This is a genomic window from Planococcus sp. 1R117A (assembly GCF_051417975.1).
GTDB lineage: Bacteria > Bacillota > Bacilli > Bacillales_A > Planococcaceae > Planococcus > Planococcus shenhongbingii.
In genome coordinates this window covers 48,466-69,434 of record NZ_JBPRLO010000007.1, presented here as the reverse complement: position 1 = coordinate 69,434, position 20,969 = coordinate 48,466, and the positions used below count along the sequence as shown (strand labels likewise).

Here is a 20,969-nt window from a genome sequence, read left to right as displayed (position 1 = left end):
GCCACTCCTTTTACTGCACGCTTTGCTGCATGTATTTTTGACTCAGTTCTACAGCTGCTTCAAATCCGCCTGCTGCATATGCTTTGTTCAGATCACTGCCGATTCCGACTGCGACTGCTCCTGCTGAAAGCCAGTCCTGGATGTTGTTTAAATTGATGCCGCCTGTCGGCATGATCCGCACATGCGGAAGTGGTCCATTGACCGATTTAATAAAGGAAGGTTCGAAATTGTTCGCCGGGAATAATTTGATGATATCGCTCCCGGATTCCAAAGCTTTGACCATTTCACGGATGGTCATGCAGCCCGGCAAATACGGAACGCCGTAACGGTTGCAGACAGTCGCAATTTCTTCGTTGAAATGCGGGCTGACCACAAACTTCGCTCCTGCTAAAATTGCGTGTCGCGCTGTTTCCGGATCAAGTACCGATCCTGCCCCAAGCAAAACGTCTTCTTCACCCAAAGCTTCAAAAACTTTCTGCACTTGAGGAGTTGTATAAGTCAATTCAATGGCTGGAATGCCGCCTTGCACTGCCGCTTTCGACAACTCGATCGCTTCTTCTGCACTGCTGCCGCGGATGACTGCGACCACTTTCGTTTCTGTCAGCCGGGATAGGATAGCGTGTTTCAACATATCGGGATTCCTCCTTTATTTAACGTTCAATGATTTTTTCTTTACTGATTAAAGCCTTTACTTCCTGAAGGTAAGGCAGTCCTTCGTTATCTCCTGATACGGTTGTCACAAGCGCACCCACACCGTTTGCGAACTCAAGCGTATCTTCCGGCGAGTAGCCGTGAAGCATAGCGTAGATATAGCCGGCATCAAAGCCGTCTCCCGCTCCGACGGTATCGATTGGCGAGACTTTAAACGCTTCTTTCGTATACCAGGTTTGACCTTGGTAAAGCCGTGCTCCGTTGCCGCCGTCTTTGATGACAAGCTGGCCAATATTGAAGTCGATCGCGCATTGCTCCAGCGCTGCTTCAGAAGCATCACCGATAATCATTTCGATTTCATCCAGCCCGGTCAATAAAATATCGACATACGGGAAGATTTCCTGGTACGCCGCTTTTGCTTGTTCAAGCGTCCACAGCTTCAATCGGATATTCGGATCGAACGATACTTTAATTTCTTTTTCATTCGCAATTTCCAGCACCCGTTTGACAATGGCCAGGTTTTTCGGATCGATTGCCAGGAAAACGCCGGTCAAGTGAATCAAATCGATTTCTTCGAACATCGCTTCTGTAATATCTTCCGGTTCCATCGTCAAAATCGGCGACTGGTAACGGTAATAAAACGTTTTTCCGGATCCGTCTTCACGGATTTCCTTGAAATTCAATGATGTCGGGTAGTTTTCGACAAACTCGACATTCGCCATATCGACGCCTTCGCCGCGTGCAAAATTATAAATGACACGGCCGAATTCATCTCCGCCTAAACGGCTTGTCCATTTGGTATGCAAGCCTAAACGTGCGCACCCAATGGCAAAGTTCAATTCTGCTCCGCCCACTTTGCGGGTAAAAGCAGAAACATACCGCAATGGTCCAGTCTCAGAGGGATTGAACGTGATCAGCGCATCACCCAATGTAAAAACACTAAAAGTCTTCGACAACTCAATTACCCCTCTCACACACTTTATATTGAAATGAAGATTTGATAAATCGGTTTAGTAAATCGGTTTAGTAGAATTATATGTGAAAGTGCTTTCAAAATCAAGCACTCTTAAAATATTGAGAAAAATGAGTAATATGAAATAGATTCACCAAAAGCAGAGCAACAGGCTTTTTACTGCAAATTATATAAAAAAAGAAAGCACGAAATTTTCTAGTTTCATTAGAAAATTCGTGCCTTCATAAGTAAGCTGTTGTTATTTCTGCTGTCTTGGCCGGATCAATATTTCGTTTACGTCCACATAATTCGGCTGTTCGACTGCATAGCCGATGGCTCGGGCAATGTCTTCCGCTTCCAAAAACTTCATTGGACTTCCGCTTGCGAATCCGTCCAGGATATCTTGATCGGTAATCGTATCAGACAATTCAGTTGCGACTGCGCCCGGCGAGACGATGGTCGCTCTGATGTTCATCGCCGGACTCAATTCCTGGCGCAGCCCTTCGGTAATGGCGCGGACCGCAAATTTCGTTCCGCTGTACACCGCGCTGCCCGGCGTAATATCATGTCCTGCAACCGAAGAAATATTGATAATATGCCCTTCTTCGCGCTCTTCCATATACGGCAGTACAGCAGCGATGCCATACAGTACGCCTTTGATGTTGACATCGACCATCCGGTCCCATTCTTCGATTTTCAGTTTGTTCATATAAGACAGCGGCATCAAGCCTGCATTATTGACCATCACGTCAATTTGGCCGAATTGTTCAATGGCTGCTTCCGCTAACGCTTTCATGTCTTCAGCTGAAGTGACATCCGTCACTTTGTATGCAGCCTGGCCGCCTGCTTCTTCAATTTCGTTTTTCAATTCAACCAGACGTTCTTCGCGCCGTGCCGCCAGCATAACAGCAAATCCTCTTGATGCTAATTCTTTTGCCGTCGCTTGCCCGATTCCACTGCTCGCGCCTGTGATAATTGCTGATTTCGTTGTTGCCATTGTGTTTACCGCTCCATTTCCGCTCGAATCATTATTTTACTGCCTTCTAAAACTTTAAACTTGTTGCAACGGGCTGTAAACTGTCATTTAATCAAATGTCCTGCATTTGATTTTCGGGGTGCGTGAGGCTTTATCTGCGCTTAGAAAAGTTTATCTGCGTTCAAATCGATTTATCAGCGTTCAGCATGTTTTTATCTGCGCTCAAAATCGTTTATCTGCGTTCACCGTTCATTCACCTGAAAACCGCTCCCTAAACTTAGTCCCGCATTAGATGCCAAACAGAAATTTATTTACTATCAATTCGGCTGCTGCCTCGGCCGGATCAACACCTCGTTAACGTCGACATGCGGCGGCTGGTCGACTGCGTAGACGATAGCGCGGGCAATATCTATTGACTGCAGCGGTTCTACGCCGCTTCTGCTTTTAAAATTGGTCAGAACATCTTCGTCCGTGATCGTATTTCTTAATTCCGTCGCTACCGCTCCCGGAGAAATGATCGTCGCCCGGATTTCATGGGAAGGATCGATTTCTTTGCGCAGCCCTTCCGTGATGGCACGTACCGCAAACTTTGTTCCACTGTAAACAGCACTTCCCGGTGAAACGACATGCCCCGCCACGGATGCGACATTAATAATATGCCCTTTTTTTCGTTCTTCCATATAAGGAAGAACCGCCGCAATGCCGTAAAGCACGCCCTTGATATTGACATCGACCATTCTATCCCATTCGTCGACCTTCAGTTTATTCAAATAAGACAATGGCATCAAGCCGGCATTGTTGACCAAGACATCTATTTGGCCGAACTGGGCAAGCGTGGCATCTGCCAGCGACTGCATTTCAATTCTTGAACTGACATCGGTCACTTGATATTCCGCCCGTCCGCCAGCTTTTTCGATTTCATTTTTCAGTTCCACCAGCCGGTCTTCCCTTCTTGCCGCCAGCATGACCGCAAATCCTTTCGCTGCCATTTCTTTTGCTGTGGCTTGCCCAATCCCGCTGCTTGCACCTGTAATGATGGCTGTTTTCATGTTTTCCACGCTCCACTCATCTCCATTTCTGTTTGATGAACAAAAATCCGCTGCCTAAGCTAAAAAAGATGATTTATTACATCTTTTACTCTACCCGTAAATTCCATGCATCAAAACGCTGCTCTTGTACCAAAATCTTTGACCCCATCCCAACGGGAGTGTTACGATTTTGCCAATACATTCCATTCAGAAAATGAAGGAGGAATTGCCGTGATCCCATCTAAGCAACGAGAAATTCATTTAGCCAACCGTCCGGAAGGTTTGCCATCAAAAGAAGATTTTGAGTTTGTGGAACTGGATATGCCGTCACCGGAAGAAAATCAGGTGCTGGTGCGAACATTGTATTTATCCGTTGACCCTTATATGCGCGGGCGCATGCGGGATACCAAATCGTATATTGCACCTTTTCCATTAAATAAAGCCCTTATCGGCGGAGCGGTTGCTGAAGTAGTGGAATCCAGGTCCGAACTTTTCAAACCAGGAGATGTCGTAACCGGCTACATGAAATGGGCAGAGTACAGTATGGTGAAAGAGGAGAAAATCCGTAAAGTCGATACTTCTATCGCCCCTGTCACTGCGTACCTCGGGATTCTGGGAATGACCGGGCTGACCGCTTATTTCGGTTTGCTCGATATCGGCAAGCCGCAGGCCGGTGAAACGGTCGTGGTGTCCGGCGCAGCAGGAGCCGTCGGTTCGGCTGTTGGCCAGATTGCTAAAATCAGAGGAACCAAAGTGGTGGGCATCGCAGGCTCTGATGAAAAAATCGATTTCCTGATAAATGAACTGGGCTTCGACCATGCGGTCAACTACAAAAAAGACAGCTTCCAGGATGACTTAAAAGCGGCTTTGCCTGATGGCGTCGATGTTTACTTTGACAATGTCGGCGGTGAGGTATCAGATGCCGTCATCAACTTACTGAATAAGAATGCGCGCATCCCTTTATGCGGCGCCATTTCTTCCTATAATAAAGAAGAAGATGTGGGTCCGCGCATCCAGCCTGCACTGATCAAAACAAGCTCGTTGATCCAGGGTTATACAGTCGGCAATTATGCAGCGGGATTTGAAAAAGGCTCTGCTGATATGGCCAAGTGGCTGCAGGAAGGCAAATTGAAATTTGAAGAAACGATTGTCGAAGGCTTCGACAATACGCCGGACGCCTTTATCGGGCTTTTTGAAGGCGCCAATATCGGCAAAATGCTGGTGAAAGTTGCTGATCCTGAATTTAACTGATTTAAGCAGCGAAAACCAAATTCTCCAAAACAAAAAACACTCACTGGATTCAAACTCCGCTGAGTGTTTTTCTTGTTATTACCAAACCATTTTCTGGCGCCGTTTGTACATCTTATCTTCTTTGAAATTATTTTCGCCTTCTTTGCCGATCCCCAAATAATGTTCCCGGATTTCTTCATTCGCCAAAAGGTTTTCCACTGCGCCTTCCATGACCACACGGCCGCCTTCCATAATGTAGCCGTAGTCGGCAATCGATAAAGCTACCGTGGCATTTTGTTCTACAACCAAAATGGACATGCCTTCTTCCTGGTTGATCTTTTTGATGTTCTTGAAAATCTCCTCCACTAGTAACGGTGCGATTCCAAGTGATGGTTCATCCAGCAGCAGCAGCTTTGGCTTCGCCATGATGCCTCGGCCAATTGCCAGCATTTGCTGTTCGCCGCCTGACAGAAAACCCGCTTTCCGGCTTTGAAGCGCTTTTAATTTCGGGAAGTATTCATAGATCTTCTCAATATCCCCTTTTATGTTTTTACGGTCTTTCCGAGTATAGGCGCCGGCCATGAGGTTTTCTTCAACCGTTAAATCTTTAAAGACGCGCCGGCCTTCTATGCATTGAAAAATTCCACTTTTCACAATGGCATCCGGGGCCATTCCGTTGATTTTCTGTCCTTTGAATTCAATCGTCCCGTCCGTGATCAGTCCATCTTCTCCGGCAAGCAGCCCTGAAATCGACTTTAACGTCGTTGATTTGCCGGCGCCGTTGCTGCCAAGCAGCGCTACAATTTTTCCTTCCGGCACTTCGAGGGAAACCCCTTTAAGCGCAAGAATCATCTTGGAATAAACAGCTTCTATATTATTTACCCGAAGCATCCAACTCCCCCTTCCTTTAATGAAAACAGATAAGGAGAGTACCTAGATACTCTCCTTATAGGTATTTTATTTTTCAGCGCTTAAGTAATCGCTCATTGGTTCCCATTTACCGTCAACCACTTTGCCGAGGCGTGCTTGGTTTGTGCCGGCGTGGCTTTCTTCACTAAACGTTACCGGTGCAGCTAATCCACCAAGGTCGAGGTTATCAAGGGATTCAAGACCCGCTAGAACATCTTCTCCGGTAATATCGCCTTCCGCTTTCAGTTCAGCCGCTTCTTTGATGCCTTCTACCATTACTTTTGCAGCTACCCAGCCTGCCACATGCTGCATGTTGATGTCTTCGATTGATCGGCCATCGCCTTCCAAGAAGGTTTTGTACTCTTTCATCCCTTCTACGTCTTCATATGGAAGGGAATGTGTAAGTACTGCCATAAAGCCTTCTGATACTTCACCGGCTTGCTCAACCAAACCTTCGCCTGCCGCCTGGTTCAAGCCGATAAACTGCGTATCGATTTTAAGCGTTTTTGCATCACGCAGAATGGTTGAAGTCGCTCCCCATGTTTGCTGGATAATCGCATAGTCCGGATTTTTCTTTTCCATGTTCAATAATTGAGACTGAGCTTCTGTTGCTGATAATTCGATGACTTGCTCGTCTACAATTTCAACGCCGATTTCCTCGCCGTATTTTTTGATGTCTTCAATTGGAGAGCGTCCGAACCCTGTATCGCTGTAAAGCAAAGCAACCGTTGGATTGTCTCCTTTATGATTTTCTTTGATCCAGTTCAACACCATACGGCCTTGATCCGAATAAGAAGCAGCTACGAAAAAGTTGTACGGGCTTTCTTTTAAATCCTTCAAGCTTTCAGAGTACGAAGCGGACATGAAAGGAATTTTATCAGTTGCTACCTGCTTGCGAAGGGCTTCCGTATCGCCTGTTCCCCATCCAAGGATTGCCGATACGCCATCGCGATCTCGATAAGTCTGATAAAGGCGCTGCGCTTCGCTAATTTCGTAGGCGTAATCTTCTCCTTTATGTTCGATATGAAGGCCTTCAATGCCGCCCGTTTTTTCTAAATTTGCGAAGAAGTCTTCCTGACCTTCAGAATATGGAGTTCCTGTATCGCTGGTTCCACCGGTAATGTCATAGAACGAACCGATCGTTACCGTTCTTTCCCCTTCTTTTGCGCCGCCTCCGCTTGTCGCAGCTTCTTCACCGCAAGCTCCAAGAACCAATGATAATCCGAGTAATACACTGATCGCTTTCATTCTGTTATTTTTCAATTTACTTCCCCCTTTGTGTTTATATAGCTATGTGGACGAAACGGCATGATGGACATTGCAGTTTCAGAAAAACCTTTGTTAATGAGAAAACGGCCATAACTTGAAATAATTTTTTAAATTGGTCCACATGGAGGCGAGCCCCCCAGGCTCAAAAATTAAGAACAGGATGATAACTATGCCAAAGACGAATTCCCGGAATGAAGACAAAATTTGTCCCAGACTTGGCAAATACAGCACCATGAAGTCGATAATCATCGTCAAGCCTACCGGCAAGAGAGTGATAAAGACGGCTCCCAAAATGGAACCCATGACACTGCCGAGCCCGCCGATCAAAATCATTGCCAAGTATTCGATTGAAACACTGATGCCGTAGAACTCCGGACTGACAATCATCGTGTAATGAGCCAACAAAGAACCGGCGATTCCGACAAAGAAAGAGCTGATGGCAAAGCCCATGACTTTATACTTAAATAAGTTGATGCCCATGATTTGCGCAGCTACATCACGATCCCGCACTGCCAGGAAAGCACGTCCAGTACGCGTCCGGACCAAATTGGTCGCATACAGCGCGGTCAGCATCAAGATAACGATGCATAAATAATAGTAGCTTGTATTGCTCGACAAGGAGAACAGTCCAGCCGTCGGGCGGCTAAGCGACATCCCTCCTGTTCCGCCAGTGACGCTGGTCCAGCGGCTGATGATGAAGATGATGATAAACTGCGCAGCGAGCGTTGCAATCGCCAGATACAATCCCTTCAAACGAAGCGATGGAATCCCGAACAAACCGCCGACAACCGCCGTTACTAAACCGGCAAGAGGAAGCGCAACCCAGAAGCTCAGTCCGTAAGTGGAGGTTAGAATCGCCGAAGTATAGCCGCCTACTCCTAAGAATGCTCCAGTGCCGATAGAAATCTGTCCGGTAAAGCCCGTCAGGATATTAAGTCCGATTGCGCCGATTGAAGCAATTGTGCAAAGCGTCAGCAATCCTATAACATAATTTGACGTAAACAGCGGAACCAGCAGTGCAAGTGCAATTAGCGCAAACATTCTTAATGCAGCGCTTTTCGATCCGAATAATTTCATGTCTTTGGCATAGCTTGTTTTATAATTACCGCTTTCATTGACAAACGGATTTCGCATCGCGTTACACCCTTTCTGTTCCGCCCCGGCCAAATAACCCGTACGGCTTGATCATTAATATAAGAAGAACGACGATAAAGGGCGCTACTTCTTTCAGTCCTCCGCCAATTAACGGGTCTAAGTATCCCCCCGCCATACTTTGCAAAATTCCGATGATGAACCCACCGACAATGGCTCCAAGAATGCTGTCGAGCCCGCCAAGGATAACCACGGGCAGCACAGTCAAACCGATGGTTGCCATTGTCGGGCTGACTCCGTTAATATTACCGAGCAGCACTCCGCCTACAGCTGCGACAACTGCGGCAATCGCCCAGGTAATGGCGTACACTTTCTTGACGCTGATTCCCATTGAAGAAGCCGCTTGCTTATCATCCGCCACCGCTCGCATCGCGATTCCCATTTTCGAAAACTTGAAGAATACAGAGAACAGAATGAGCAAAGTGATTACGATAATGAAAGACCACAGGTAAACCGGCGTAATAATGACTCCGCCCACTTCCAGCGGCGTTGCCGGAAAGATCAGCGGGAATTTCTTCGTCTGGTGCCCCCAAATCATGTGCACGAGCCCTGCCAGCAAGCTCGACAACCCAATGGTCGCCATAATGACGGAAATGACCGGGGCGTTCTGGAGCGGCCGGATGACCAGCCGTTCGACAAGCAGCCCCAGCAGCATGCTGAACACCAAAGTAATCGCCAATGCGATGATAAACGGAACTTGATACGCCGTCATAAGCGTCAAGCAGATATAAGCGCCAATAATGACAAACTCCCCGTTCGCTAAATTCAAAGCATCACTTGCACGATAAATTAACACAAAGCCCAAAGCGACGAGCCCGTAAATACTTCCTACTACAATTCCGGTTATAAGCATCTGAATAAAAAACGTCATTTCTCCACCCCCACTTAAGCTCCTATTGCACAACCTGATGACGGATTGTGCCAGTCAAGCTGCTATCATCTTCTGACGTGTTTTTGCCGGTTCCCGCCTCTACGCTGTCCCCGTAAAAACTTTCGATGAGTGAACCGTATTTCTGCTTTATATAGTTTCTTCTGATTTTCAGCGTCCGCGTCATTTCATCATCATTTGCGCTAAGCTGCTTGTGGAGGATGGCAAACTTCTTCACGGCTGCTCCGCCCTCAAGTTCTTTGCCCAGTTCACTGACTTCTTTGCTGATAAATTCAATAACTTCGGGGTTTTGTGCCAGGTCTGAGTAATCCGTATAAACAAGGCGGTTTTTATCCGCCCATTTCCCAACGCTATTCAAATCGATGTTTAAAATTGCTGTAATGTATGGCTTGCCTTCGCCAAAACATACTGCTTCCTGGATATATGGGCTGGCTTTGAGTTTATTTTCGACCATGCTTGGATAAACAAGTTCGCCATTCGCTAATGTGATAATGTCTTCTTTCCGGTCCAATACGTATAAATGCCCTGAATCGTCCAATCTGCCGCAATCACCAAGTGAAATCCAGCCATCCTGTTGCATTGAACTTTCGCTTTTCGCAAAAGCCTCTGCATTCCGAACAAAGATATCGCCTTTTTCACTAACTTTCATTTCCGTATGCGGGAGCGGTTTGCCTACACTATTCAACTGGAGATCTTCATCTCGCTGGACAAAGGCAATGCCGGCAAGTTCCGTTGCACCGTATGTCTGTTTCACGTTCACTCCGATGCTGTGGAAAAAACAATAGGTTTCCGGTTCAAGAGTCGCTCCTGCTATGTAAGCCCGTTTGACGCGCCCAAATCCCATATGATCTCTAATGGCACTGAAAACCAGCCAATCACCAATTCCATACATCAGTTTATCGGCTGCTGACACTTTTTGATGTTGAAGTTTGGCTTTAATCACCTTATCGCCATACTTTTTAAAAGTCAGATATACTTTCTTTTTGAGCCAGCTGCTTCCTTGAATACGTATGGTAAAATTCGACAATAAGGTTTGGTAAACCCGGGGAGGCGCCAATAAAGTCTGCGGACCAATTTCCCTTAAATCCGTAAGGACGGTATGCGGTTTTTCCGGGAAGTTTACTGCCATTCCAGTCAATAGCGGAGCCACTATGCTAATTACCTGTTCGTGGATCCAGGAAAGCGGCAAAAACGAAAAATAATCATCTTTCCCCTTCATTTTGTCTACAGAGTCCAAATTCTGTGCAGCTGCAATCAAATTGCTGTGGGACAATTTAACACCTTTAGGATGGCCGGTAGCAGAGGCGCTATAAGCAATAATGGCTGTATCTTCAGGCTTGGAAAACTCAAGTTCGCTGCTATAAAATGCTGGTGCTTCCTGAATAAACACTGCACCTTTTTCCAGCAATGCATCAAAACTGGTTAACCAGTCATTTTTGTAATGCCGCAAGCCTTGTCCATTGCAAAAAATAATATGCTCTAAATAAGGAAGGTCATTTTTGATTTCCAGCAGTTTATCAACTTGCTCCTGATCTTCTACAATCGCTATCCGCGCTTGGCAGTCATTTAAATAATAAATTAATTGTGCCGGAAGAGAGTCTTGATAGATGCCTGCCGAAACCCCGCCGAGTGCTTGGGCCGCTATTTGTGAATAAAGCCAATGCGGGCGGTTTTCGCCAATCAACGCCAGTGTTTCGCCTCGTTTAAATTTAAACTCCGTGGATAAGGCAATTGCCAGCATTTCTACGTTTTTCTGGTATTCCCCCCAGCTGACTTCGTTCCAGATTCCAAGATGTTTTTGTCTGAGAGCCACTCCATTTTTCATTTCAGCAGCGCGCTTTGCTAATAGCTTTGGCAATGTCATTTCACATCTGCCTCCTTCCTAAATGGCTTCTTCTCCGATATAGGCTTTTATGACCGCCGGATTTTTTTGAATTTCTTCTGGCGTCCCAAAACCAATCTGCTTCCCAAAATCCAATACGGCAATATGATGGGACAAATTCATGACTACTCCTAAATCATGTTCAATCAGCACAACCGTCATGCCTTTTAGTTCATGCATATCGAGAATCATTCGCGCCATCATGTCTTTTTCGGAACTGTTCATCCCAGCCATCGGTTCATCGAGAAGAATAAGTTCCGGCTCGAGAGCGAGCGCTCTTCCTACTTCAACTCGTTTTTGCATTCCATAAGGCAGTTTTCCTACCGGTACATTCCGAATATCTTGAAGCTCTAAAAACTCGATCACTTCCTCCACTTTTTCCCGATGAACAATTTCTTCCTTTGAAGCTTTCCCGAAATATAATCCACCGCTGAATAATCCTGAATCCATTAAGGCATGCCGGCCTAATTTGATATTGTCGAGGACTGACATATGGGCAAATAAGGCAATATTTTGGAAAGCACGGGCTATTCCAAGGGATGTCCGTTTGTATGGTTTTAGGCTGGTCAATGCCTGTCCTTTAAAAAGGATCGATCCTTCAGTTGGCTGATAAAGTCCGCTAATGCAGTTAAGCATACTGGTTTTTCCAGCTCCGTTAGGTCCAATAAGCGAGAAAATTTCTCCTTCTTCAATGTGGTAACTGACATTATCTAATGCTTTTACTCCACCAAACTGTAAATGCAATCCTTCTATCTCCAGAATTTTTCCCATTACGATTTCCCTCGTTTCATCGCAAAATAATACTGTAAGCGCTTCCTTGTATAGTATATAAGGAGCATAACCTTGTCAATATTGACTTTTTTAATTTTAGGAATATTCTTAATTTATTTTTGAATATTATTATCGTGAAATTAAGTCTTTTTTACACATGGAAAAATTCAAGAATTATTCTTCTTATGTTTTTCCTTATATTTCATTTTTGCTCGACAACGAGGAATAGGATTTCTATAGAATTTATCTTTAAAGAATCCGGGTAAAAGCCGTGATGGCAGAAGAATCTCCTTTGAAGTGGCAATTTCCTGGCTTATTCCAGAAACAGCATAGCTTTTACTGCCTCGCCTTTGCCTCGCTAAAGAAAAAATTTTTTGCCTTCTTTTGAGTGCTGGCTGCTGATTTAAAATTTAAAACCTATATAGAAAAAACATTAAATTATTCATTGCTTTTAAACGCAAAAGTTATATTTGCAGACGTTTCGGTAGACATCAACCAATTGTTTTATTTTGAAATACTAATTAAATCTGCAATATTTTATTGTTTTTCGCTATGAGTTTTTCTGCGTAAGTCTTGATTTTGAGAAAAGAAAAAGCATTCAAAGCGGGTTGCCGCTTTGAACGCTTTTTTAATTTCTCACAGCTCCCGCACGATACGAATGACGAGCCGGGGAATATACAAAAAAATCTCTAAAACACCGATAAAGAACTCGAACACATCCCATATCCACCAGCGGTCCTTCTTCTCTTTCTTTTTCACCAGCCATCTCCCCTTTACCGGTTTAACTCATAATACGCAGCTATAGAAAAATGGTTTCATTTCGCAGTGAGTCCGAAAGCCTCGGCCAGCAACTTGATCCCCTTCATCCGATTCTCCACTCCTGAGACATTCGGGATGATCATCACTTCATCCGCATCATATAATCCCGCAATGCGTTCAATTTCCGCCTTCACCGTTTCGGCATCACCGATAATCATGCGCTTCCGGTTTTTCATTGCTTTTTCCTGCTCGCCCGCACTGAAGCCCCGGGCTTTCGCAGTTTCAATGGACGGGTAATAAGGAGGCGGCATATCCGATTCCACAAATAACAGCCACAAATCAAAAGCTTTCGCAATGTCTTCCGCTTGCTCCGCTGTTTCCGCGACGACGGCAAACACGGCAATGATCACTTTTGGTTGTTCCAGCAGTTTTGATGGCTGGAATCTTTTGCGATATGTTTCCACCACGTCCACACTTGATGCAAAAGGCCGCGCAAAATGAGCGTAGGAATATGCCGTTCCATTTGCTGCGGCGAGTTCGGCACTGCCTGTTCCAGTCCCGAGCACCCACATCTCAGGCGCAGTCTCAGTAACCGGTGTGGCAATCAATTCATTCGCATCAGTCAAATATTGCTGCAAGTCTTCTATTTGCTGATCATACGGAATGCGCTTATTGCCGTTCAGCGCCTGATTGACTTTAAGATAGCTGCGCGAGCGTCCGACTCCAAGATCAATCCGGTTCGGATAGAGCGCTTCAAGCATGCGGAAATTCTCAGCGACTTTATAGGCGCTGTAATGGGGCAGCATGACACCGCCTGAACCGATCCGGATTGAAGACGTTGAAGCTGCCAGATGCATCATCAGCATTTCCGGCGTGCTTCCTGCAACCGACATCACTTTATGGTGCTCTGAAACCCAAAACCGTTTATAGCCAAGCTGTTCCGCAAGCTTTGCCAGTTCAGTCGTCTGCAGCAAAGCTTCGCGGGCTGTCCCGCCTTCATCAATCGGTGAATAATCCAAAATGTTTAACGCAATCATTTGACTCCCGCCTTTTTTAACTAGTTGCTAGTAGTTTAACATGCGGGAGATTCTCCTTAGAAACAATTGCTTTAGAAAACCATTGAACTCCTGAAAAAAGCTGCACGGAAATCGATTGTTCATTGCAAATTTGCGCCCCAGCCAATCGTTTGGGCGATGACGAGGAAGACAGCACTTAACGCAAGCCACAGACACATTAGCGGAATAATGAATTTGAGCCATTTTCCGTAAGATACATGTGCTAATGCAAGCGTAGCCAACAGAACCCCGGAAGTCGGATATAGGACATTCGTAAACCCGTCACCGAATTGAAAAGCCAGAACTGCAGTTTGCCGTGTGACATCCAGAACATCCGATAAGCCGCTCATGATCGGCATCATAATCATTGCCTGTCCGCTTCCTGAACCCACAAGGAAATTGAATAGGCCTTGTACAATCAACATGGAAATAGCAGCAATTTCTGCTGGCATAAAGCCTACAAGCTGAGTGGTAAAATGGACAACCGTATCCAAAATTTCACCTTGTTCAAGAATGATTGAAATTGAACGGGCCAACCCGATAAGCAAAGTGCCCATTAACATCATTTTGAATCCTTCATGGAAAAACTCGGCGATGCGGCTTGGCGAGAAGCCGCATATCAACCCAATTGCTATTCCCAGAAAAGCATACCAGCCGCCCAATTCAATGAAATACCATTTCCATTGCAGCAATCCGTAGAGCATGACGACAAAACCGGCTGCCAATACTGCTACAGCTGCTTTTTGGCGCTTCGTCATAGTTTTTGGCAGTTCTTCGGTATCCGCATTTTTAAATTGTTCATCCATTCCATCACCATACGTCAGGCCAAGCTCCGGCTTTTTCTGCACTCTGCTGGCATAGCGCCACACGTAAACAATACCGATTCCTGTCATGATGATAAAAATGATCAAACGGTATCCAGAACCTGAATAAAGAGGCAATTCCGTCAGTTGCTGGGAAAGCCCTAATGTCGCGGGAGCCGTAATAGCGGTGGAAAAACCGGCTGTTGCTGCAACTATCGGAATGGCGACTCCAGTAAAGCGGTCAAATCCCATCTTTATGACCATCGGCACGATGATCGGAATGTAAATTAAAATCAATTCCAAGGCTCCGGTTATAGTTGTAAAAACAGCAATCGGAATCATCAACACAGGCACTACAAGAATGGTTTTCGACTTTAATACTGAGCTGATCTTGCCAATTAATAATGGCAGCAATCCTGTTCTATCCAAAACCGCCGTTAACCCACCCATCATTAAACCGCCAAAGATTATAGCTCCCGCTTGAACCATCCCATTTGGAATGGAATGAAGAAAATCAAAAAAACCTACACTTTTTGCGTCTGTATACTTGAAGGTGTCCGGGACTAAGATTTGAGCACCGGTTTCGGTGGCTGTCCTCTCAAAAGCGCCACTTGGTATCAAATACGTTGCCACAAAAGCCAATAACATCATAATGAATAAAATCACGTAAACATGAGGAAGCTTATAAGCTTTCTTTTCCTTTAATTTGTATTTTTCTGCCGACTCCGTGTTAATTGCCATCCCATTCTCCCCTTTGCTCCTAACAATCGAATAACGAAAATTCTGAACTATCTATGTAAATTTTTACCGAGATCCGAATCTCATTCAGATCTCGGTCGCCTTGATTAAACTAAGAACTTAAAAACAGCGTTTACGAAAATGTTAACGCCATATTCCATTGCGTCTTCATCAAAGGTAAAACGCGGATGGTGGTGCGGGTAAACAATTCCTTTTTCTTTATTGCCGGCTCCAATCGTGTAAAACGAGCTAGCCGCTTCTTGCTGAAAAGCAGAAAAATCTTCCGCTCCCATTCTCGGTTTGCAGTATTCTACAGCTTCTTTGCCATAAAGGTCGTGAACCGTTTCTTCAATGACCGCCGTCACTTCCTCATCATTGACTACCGGCAAATAGCCGATTTCATACTTCAGCCTGTAACTGGCACCGTGCGCTTCCGTAACCCCTTTTACGACACGTTCGACAAGCTTTGGCATGATATCGCGGTATTTATCAGCAAAGACACGAATGGTTCCAACGATTTCCACTGAGTTGGCAATAACATTGCCCGCTTCGCCGCCACTGAATTTCCCGATTGATAATACAACTGGATCAAGCGGATCAGAATTGCGTGAAACGATATGCTGAAGATTGGTCACGACTTGTGACCCGATAGCAATGCTGTCAATCGTATCGTGTGGCATGCCTCCATGGCCGCCTTGGCCATTGACGGTAATCCAGAAGGCATGGGTTGAAGCCATCATGGGGCCATTCGCCAAACCGATTTTGCCAATTTCATCTGTCGACATTAAATGCGCCCCAATCACCCAGTCGACTCCTTCCATGGCACTGGCTTCCACCATTTGAATGGCGCCTCCGGGAAATTGTTCTTCCGCGTGCTGGAACAGGAAACGGACTTCTCCCTTAATATCCTCCTTCATGCCTGAAAGGATTTTTGCTGCTCCCAGCAGCATTGCAGTATGGCCGTCATGCCCGCAAGCATGCATGACGCCATCTCTTTTAGAACGGAATTCCAAACCGGTTTCTTCCTGGAGGGGCAAGGCATCCATATCCGCCCGGATTGCCAATGTCTTACCTGGGTGTGCACCAATCAATCTTGCCATAACACTTGTTTCTGTCGGGCGCGTAATTTCAAGATTGCCGAAAGATTGCAGCGTATCATAAACAAACTGCGAAGTTTCTTTTTCTTTAAATGACAGTTCAGGGTATTGATGCAGATAACGTCTCCATTCGATTACTTGCACTTTCACATTCTCGAAAGATTTTTGTAGATTGATTTTCACCATTGGAAGACCTCCAGTTTTTTAATTAGAAAGAACAGCATTTCCCTTTTTTTGATATACAAGTTGCCCATTTGAATACGTTTGCTCGACTTTCACTTCACCGATTTCTTCAGGAGCCACATCAAAAATGTCTCGGTCCAGGACCAAAAAGTCAGCAAAATAGCCAATTTTCAATTGCCCAACTTCAAGAAATCGGGCCACTTCAGCCGCGCCTCGCGTATAAAGCTCGACCGCCTTTTCAGCAGAGATTCTTTCATCTTGCCCGTTATCAGCACCGTTATATGAGCTTCGTGTAACAGCGGCCTGGATGGCGATAAATGGATCAACCGGATCTGTCCATGCCGTTGCCGGTGCGTCAGAAGAAAATCCTACCGAAATCCCTGCTTCAAGCATGGATTTTACCGGATAAGCTGTCTTTGTGCGCTCTGTTCCTAAATTGTTTACATAGCTTTCAATTTCGGCGAAAAGGAAAATCGGCTGCGGCACAAACGCGATTCCTTTTTTAGCCGCCACTCGAATCGCATGGGGTGTGGGCAATGCGGCATGTTCGATGCGCACAGACGGGCCGTCTTCTATCCAATTGTCAACTCCCGCAAACACATCGACAATTTGGTCAATCGCTTGCTCTCCCATCGCATGGACCGCAAGCTGGACTCCGTATTCTTTCGCCATCGCTGCTGCAGCTAAAAGCTCTTCTTTCGAAATGGTCGAGAGGCCATAACTTTCATCTGCTCCCAGAAATTCCGGATTGACCCAGGCGGTCCGGCCGGAAACACTGCCGTCGGCAAACAGCTTAATGCCTCCAATATAAACCGGCTGTGTTCGGTCTGTAGTTTCTTTTGATAGCCGCTGTATTTTCAATAGCTCCTCAAACGTATAATAGATGGAAATCCGTTGAGCAAAGCCATTGGAACGTGCTTCTTTATACATATCCAGATAATCCATCGGAGAAGCCAGGGCCATCATTTCCGTAATGGATGTAATGCCATGCTCAAACAGGAACGGAGTTATTTCGGCAACTGCTTCCGCATGTCCCGCACCAGGCATTTGAGGCATTTTGTTCATGACCAAAAATCGTGCGCTTTCCCGGAACGTGCCTGTCGGTTCTCCGTTTTCATCGCGGTCAATCTGTCCCCCCGGTGGATTCGGCGTATCTTTTGTGATTCCAGCCACTTCAAGCGCTTTACTGTTGACGACTATGATATGCGCACAAGTCCGAGTAATGATTACCGGAGAATCGCTTACTGCCTCGTCCAGATCTTCTCTTACTGGAGAACGGCCATCCGCCAGTTTCCCTTCATCATAGCCCCAGCCTCGAATCCATTCACCTGGCTTTTGAAGTTCCCGCTGTTTTCGGATTTCATTTTGCAGATCCGCAATGGAATTGACGACAGGAGCCGTGCATGGAATTTCTTTTGCTGCACTCGCCAGGTATACCGGATGCAAATGTGCATCAACGATTCCAGGAATGACCCGCTGCCCTTTTAAATCAACCCGCTGCCCTTCCACGTGTTCACTGTCGGTTTGCGAACCGATCCATTGAATCTTTCCATTTTCCACCACCATTGCTTCCGCATATGGTTGCATCGGATCTGCAGTAAATATTTTTCCGTTTTCATAGATGACTTGCTGCTGACTGGACATGTAATTTCCCCTTTCGAATCTGCTTGTTCTTTTTCGTTCTAAGCGAAAGTAAAAGGCCAAGAACCTCCCGACGAATCAAGATTCGCTCTATTATTCTGCTTCTGCATCTTCTACTGGTTCTGCTCGCTTTGCGGCATTATTTTGGATAAAGGCCGGTATTAGAATTCCTAAGATAAACCCGACAATTGCCGGTACTAGCCAAGCAAAGCCATGCGTACTGTATGGCAGCATACTGACCAGCTGTTCAAGCAGCGGAACTTGGAAACCGATGGACACTAAAGTTTCAGCAAAACTAACAATGAATGTAAGTAAAATTGCCCCACGATATCCTCCTGCATGCGGGATGAATTTGTTAAAGACTCCGAGAAATACAAGAACAATTGCCACCGGATAAAGCGCCGTGAAAATCGGCATGGTATAGTCGATTATTCTCTCCACGCCAAGCAACCCAATTCCCGTGCCTATTACAGCAATTATTAGCACCCAAAGCCTGTAACTGATTGTGTTTTCAGTTAGTTTAGCCAGGAATTCTGCTATTACCGCTATTACGCCGATGCTCGATGTCAGACATGCAAGTGCAACTACAATAGCTAACGCAGTTGTACCGACATCACCTAAAAGAGATTCGACGATTTGAGAAACAAGGACCGTATCAGAGATTCCGGAAGGGAATGCCTCGCTGGCCCCTGCTCCGATATACAAGAGGCCGCCATATACAACCAGCAACCCTGCCCCTGCAATGGATGTACCCGTCAATGCTATTTTGCGGGCTTGTTTACCCTGATAACCAAAGCCGGCAATGGCGGCAATGAAAATCGGTGCACATAAAATTCCCGTAATAACATCGCCTGTCTGATAAGCACTGATAAAGGCATTTGAGAATGGCGTTTCCGCCCCTGTCACTACCGGTGTGCCCAGCGGAGAGAACAGCCCTTTGCCTATGATGAGCAGCAAAATAATGACGAGCAGCGGGGTCAAAAATTTTCCGATTTTCTCAATGACATGTGACTGATCCATCGCAAAATAAAAACTGATTGCAAAGAACAGCACGATGGTTACCACTGGCGGAAGTGAGGGGAACTGAACAGCTATTCCCAGCTCGTGAGTGGTTGCAGCCATCCGCGGCAGCGTCACAAACAATCCAATGCCGACCATCAATAAAAGATTAAAGGCAATATAAAACCACGAACTAATCGGTTTCGTCAATTTCTCAAAATCCCCGCCTGCATTTAGAATTGCGATGACTGCAAGAAGCGGGAGTACAATCCCTGTTACTGCAAATCCGATTAAAGCAGGCAGCCATTCACTTCCGCTGGCCAAGCCGATAGAAGGTGGGAAAATCAGATTTCCCGCTCCAAAATATAAAGCGAATAACGCAAATCCAAGAATGATACTGTGCTGAATTGTCTTGCTCATGCTAAACACATCCTCTATGTTGTATTTTCCAGCTGAAATCGCTTTCAATAAAATCAATTTCCCACATAAATTCAGCCAATTAAACTATCGCTATTGTCTGTGAACTTAACTATATACAATCCTGTACAAAGAAAAAAAGAGGGGAAGTTTTTTCCCCTCTTTCGTAAAAAAATTTTTACCGCAATTCGTACTTGCTTAATTTGTATTTTAAAGTTTGTTTTGAAACGCCTAATCTTCGTGCCGCTTCCGCTATAACGCCATTCGATTTTTGCAATTCCGTTAAGATAATCGATTTTTCGTAATCATCGACGACTTCTTTCAAATCCATATTAGCCCTTTTATTCTCCGTTGATCCTGAAAAATGATTAGCTTTGCGAATTCTTGGCGGAATATCCTCTAATGTGATGAGCTTATCCTCTGCTGTATTGAAGGCTGTTTCAATGGCATTTTTAAGTTCCCGGATATTGCCCGGCCAATTATAAGTCCGGAAATACTCCAGCACTTCCGGCTCAATGCCTTCAACATTCATATCCATCCGCTCATTGTAAAATGCGATAAAACGGGAAACCAGCATATCAAGGTCATCTTTCCTATCTTTCAGTTCCGGCAGCTCTAATTGAATGACCCCGAGGCGATAGTACAAATCTTCACGCATCCGCTTTTGTTCAATCAGCAGATCCGGATTTTCATTGGTCGCGGAAATGATGCGGATATCCAATTGGACATCTGTTGCGCCTCCAATTTTGCGGATGCTTTTTTGTTCAATGGCATTCAGCAGCTTGGCCTGCAAATGCGGATCCAAAGAATGAATTTCATCGAGAAACAGCGTCCCTCCTTCTGCCTGCTCAAAAAAACCGATACTTTCTTCAATGCCAGCAGCTTCATTCTTTTCTGTTCCCCAGAATTCCCTTTCCACTAAATGCTCCGGAAGGGCTCCGCAGTGAACGGAGATAAAGGGTTTGGCAAAACGGTTGCTGAGATTATGGATCGCTTGTGCGATCACTGCCTTACCTGTTCCAGTTTCGCCATAAATCAGGACAGTTGAATTGTGCTTGGCAATCCGGACCATTTTATCTTTAATCTTCAGCATTTTATGATTTCTAGTGATGATATCGTCAATCGTATAGCCGGTATTGTTTTTCCGGTATACTTTATGGCTGTTGTATTGGTCAAGATATTGCATATCTTCTTTGGAATAATAATGTTTCGAAAACTCTACTGCTCCTACCACTCTGCCATTTTCGCTTATCGGGTATGTCGAGCTTTTGGAAATGAACATGCTCCCCGTCTTTGTCATCATTTTTTGTGAGACACCTGTCACAGCGGTGCCTTTTTTAAGCACATTCATTACAGTGCTATTGTCATCAGTCAGATTGGTATAAAAAGAAGTGATTTTCTTTCCCAAGAAATCTTCAGGCCGGTGCCCCAGTTTTGCCAATACATTCAAATCAGCCAAATCATAATAAAGGGTTTTGCCGTCTTCATCTACGACAAGGACATTGTCAAAATCCGCGAGACGGTCAAAGTTGTCTAGTTCATGTAGCACATTGTTTCCTCCTAACGCG

18 protein-coding genes are annotated in these 20,969 nt (G+C 45.4%); 1 reads left to right on the top strand and 17 read right to left on the bottom strand.

Annotated elements, in window-relative coordinates:
• Window positions 1–10: 10 nt before the first annotated feature.
• The 4 genes from ACSFXN_RS17685 to ACSFXN_RS17670 form a co-directional block, all read right to left on the bottom strand.
• The gene (locus tag ACSFXN_RS17685; RefSeq protein ID WP_437151475.1) at window positions 11–631 is read right to left on the bottom strand and encodes a bifunctional 2-keto-4-hydroxyglutarate aldolase/2-keto-3-deoxy-6-phosphogluconate aldolase; all 621 of its coding nucleotides are present in this window, start codon (window positions 629–631) and stop codon (window positions 11–13) included.
• Window positions 632–650: 19 nt separating this feature from the next.
• Window positions 651–1,607, bottom strand: coding sequence for a sugar kinase (locus tag ACSFXN_RS17680; RefSeq protein WP_437151473.1), 957 nt, complete (start codon window positions 1,605–1,607; stop codon window positions 651–653).
• A gap of 255 nt (window positions 1,608–1,862) precedes the next feature.
• Entirely contained in the window at window positions 1,863–2,600 is a 738-nt protein-coding gene (locus ACSFXN_RS17675; protein ID WP_437151472.1) for an SDR family oxidoreductase, read from the bottom strand.
• A 296-nt stretch (window positions 2,601–2,896) separates the two neighbouring features.
• The gene (locus ACSFXN_RS17670; protein ID WP_437151598.1) at window positions 2,897–3,628 is read right to left on the bottom strand and encodes an SDR family oxidoreductase; all 732 of its coding nucleotides are present in this window, start codon (window positions 3,626–3,628) and stop codon (window positions 2,897–2,899) included.
• Between the two features lie 213 nt (window positions 3,629–3,841).
• Here ACSFXN_RS17670 and ACSFXN_RS17665 point away from each other — a divergent pair, with 213 nt between their 5' ends.
• Window positions 3,842–4,858 carry an NADP-dependent oxidoreductase gene (locus tag ACSFXN_RS17665; protein ID WP_437151597.1) on the top strand — a complete coding sequence of 339 codons (1,017 nt, stop codon included), beginning with the start codon at window positions 3,842–3,844 and terminating at the stop codon, window positions 4,856–4,858.
• 78 nt (window positions 4,859–4,936) lie between these two features.
• Here ACSFXN_RS17665 and ACSFXN_RS17660 read toward each other — a convergent pair whose 3' ends face one another.
• The 13 genes from ACSFXN_RS17660 to ACSFXN_RS17600 all read right to left on the bottom strand — a co-directional run bounded on the left by ACSFXN_RS17660 (window position 4,937) and on the right by ACSFXN_RS17600 (window position 20,950).
• Complete coding sequence (locus ACSFXN_RS17660; protein ID WP_437151470.1) at window positions 4,937–5,728, bottom strand: ABC transporter ATP-binding protein; 792 nt, start codon at window positions 5,726–5,728, stop codon at window positions 4,937–4,939.
• Between the two features lie 66 nt (window positions 5,729–5,794).
• On the bottom strand, window positions 5,795–7,009 hold the full coding sequence (locus tag ACSFXN_RS17655) for an ABC transporter substrate-binding protein (protein ID WP_300991394.1): 1,215 nt from the start codon (window positions 7,007–7,009) through the stop codon (window positions 5,795–5,797).
• A 78-nt stretch (window positions 7,010–7,087) separates the two neighbouring features.
• Complete coding sequence (locus tag ACSFXN_RS17650) at window positions 7,088–8,149, bottom strand: branched-chain amino acid ABC transporter permease (RefSeq protein ID WP_437151468.1); 1,062 nt, start codon at window positions 8,147–8,149, stop codon at window positions 7,088–7,090.
• A gap of 4 nt (window positions 8,150–8,153) precedes the next feature.
• A complete protein-coding gene (locus ACSFXN_RS17645) occupies window positions 8,154–9,038 on the bottom strand; it encodes a branched-chain amino acid ABC transporter permease (RefSeq protein WP_437151467.1) in 885 nt (294 codons plus the stop codon).
• A 22-nt stretch (window positions 9,039–9,060) separates the two neighbouring features.
• On the bottom strand, window positions 9,061–10,920 hold the full coding sequence (locus tag ACSFXN_RS17640) for an AMP-dependent synthetase/ligase (protein WP_437151466.1): 1,860 nt from the start codon (window positions 10,918–10,920) through the stop codon (window positions 9,061–9,063).
• An 18-nt stretch (window positions 10,921–10,938) separates the two neighbouring features.
• Window positions 10,939–11,709 (bottom strand): ABC transporter ATP-binding protein, encoded by a 771-nt coding sequence (locus ACSFXN_RS17635; protein ID WP_437151465.1) that lies wholly within the window; start codon window positions 11,707–11,709, stop codon window positions 10,939–10,941.
• A 636-nt stretch (window positions 11,710–12,345) separates the two neighbouring features.
• Window positions 12,346–12,468 carry a hypothetical protein gene (locus tag ACSFXN_RS17630; protein ID WP_437151464.1) on the bottom strand — a complete coding sequence of 41 codons (123 nt, stop codon included), beginning with the start codon at window positions 12,466–12,468 and terminating at the stop codon, window positions 12,346–12,348.
• A 56-nt stretch (window positions 12,469–12,524) separates the two neighbouring features.
• Window positions 12,525–13,505 carry an LLM class flavin-dependent oxidoreductase gene (locus ACSFXN_RS17625; RefSeq protein WP_437151463.1) on the bottom strand — a complete coding sequence of 327 codons (981 nt, stop codon included), beginning with the start codon at window positions 13,503–13,505 and terminating at the stop codon, window positions 12,525–12,527.
• A 119-nt stretch (window positions 13,506–13,624) separates the two neighbouring features.
• Window positions 13,625–15,067: a YfcC family protein gene (locus ACSFXN_RS17620; RefSeq protein WP_437151461.1), complete on the bottom strand. Its 1,443-nt coding sequence runs from the start codon at window positions 15,065–15,067 to the stop codon at window positions 13,625–13,627.
• Window positions 15,068–15,171: 104 nt separating this feature from the next.
• Window positions 15,172–16,347 carry an amidohydrolase gene (locus ACSFXN_RS17615; RefSeq protein ID WP_437151459.1) on the bottom strand — a complete coding sequence of 392 codons (1,176 nt, stop codon included), beginning with the start codon at window positions 16,345–16,347 and terminating at the stop codon, window positions 15,172–15,174.
• An 18-nt stretch (window positions 16,348–16,365) separates the two neighbouring features.
• Window positions 16,366–17,988 (bottom strand): amidohydrolase, encoded by a 1,623-nt coding sequence (locus ACSFXN_RS17610; RefSeq protein WP_437151458.1) that lies wholly within the window; start codon window positions 17,986–17,988, stop codon window positions 16,366–16,368.
• A gap of 90 nt (window positions 17,989–18,078) precedes the next feature.
• Complete coding sequence (brnQ, locus tag ACSFXN_RS17605) at window positions 18,079–19,404, bottom strand: branched-chain amino acid transport system II carrier protein (RefSeq protein WP_437151457.1); 1,326 nt, start codon at window positions 19,402–19,404, stop codon at window positions 18,079–18,081.
• A 175-nt stretch (window positions 19,405–19,579) separates the two neighbouring features.
• On the bottom strand, window positions 19,580–20,950 hold the full coding sequence (locus tag ACSFXN_RS17600) for a sigma-54 interaction domain-containing protein (protein ID WP_437151456.1): 1,371 nt from the start codon (window positions 20,948–20,950) through the stop codon (window positions 19,580–19,582).
• Between the last annotated feature and the right edge of the window lie 19 nt (window positions 20,951–20,969).

Coding starts and splice junctions, on each gene's coding strand:
- ACSFXN_RS17625 (WP_437151463.1), bottom strand. CDS start 13,505: ATGATTGCGTTAAACATTTTGGATTATTCACCGATTGATGAAGGCGGG.
- ACSFXN_RS17685 (WP_437151475.1), bottom strand. CDS start 631: ATGTTGAAACACGCTATCCTATCCCGGCTGACAGAAACGAAAGTGGTC.
- ACSFXN_RS17620 (WP_437151461.1), bottom strand. CDS start 15,067: ATGGCAATTAACACGGAGTCGGCAGAAAAATACAAATTAAAGGAAAAG.
- ACSFXN_RS17635 (WP_437151465.1), bottom strand. CDS start 11,709: ATGGGAAAAATTCTGGAGATAGAAGGATTGCATTTACAGTTTGGTGGA.
- ACSFXN_RS17650 (WP_437151468.1), bottom strand. CDS start 8,149: ATGCGAAATCCGTTTGTCAATGAAAGCGGTAATTATAAAACAAGCTAT.
- ACSFXN_RS17675 (WP_437151472.1), bottom strand. CDS start 2,600: ATGGCAACAACGAAATCAGCAATTATCACAGGCGCGAGCAGTGGAATC.
- ACSFXN_RS17615 (WP_437151459.1), bottom strand. CDS start 16,347: ATGGTGAAAATCAATCTACAAAAATCTTTCGAGAATGTGAAAGTGCAA.
- ACSFXN_RS17610 (WP_437151458.1), bottom strand. CDS start 17,988: ATGTCCAGTCAGCAGCAAGTCATCTATGAAAACGGAAAAATATTTACT.
- ACSFXN_RS17640 (WP_437151466.1), bottom strand. CDS start 10,920: ATGACATTGCCAAAGCTATTAGCAAAGCGCGCTGCTGAAATGAAAAAT.
- ACSFXN_RS17645 (WP_437151467.1), bottom strand. CDS start 9,038: ATGACGTTTTTTATTCAGATGCTTATAACCGGAATTGTAGTAGGAAGT.
- ACSFXN_RS17670 (WP_437151598.1), bottom strand. CDS start 3,628: ATGAAAACAGCCATCATTACAGGTGCAAGCAGCGGGATTGGGCAAGCC.
- brnQ (WP_437151457.1), bottom strand. CDS start 19,404: ATGAGCAAGACAATTCAGCACAGTATCATTCTTGGATTTGCGTTATTC.
- ACSFXN_RS17660 (WP_437151470.1), bottom strand. CDS start 5,728: ATGCTTCGGGTAAATAATATAGAAGCTGTTTATTCCAAGATGATTCTT.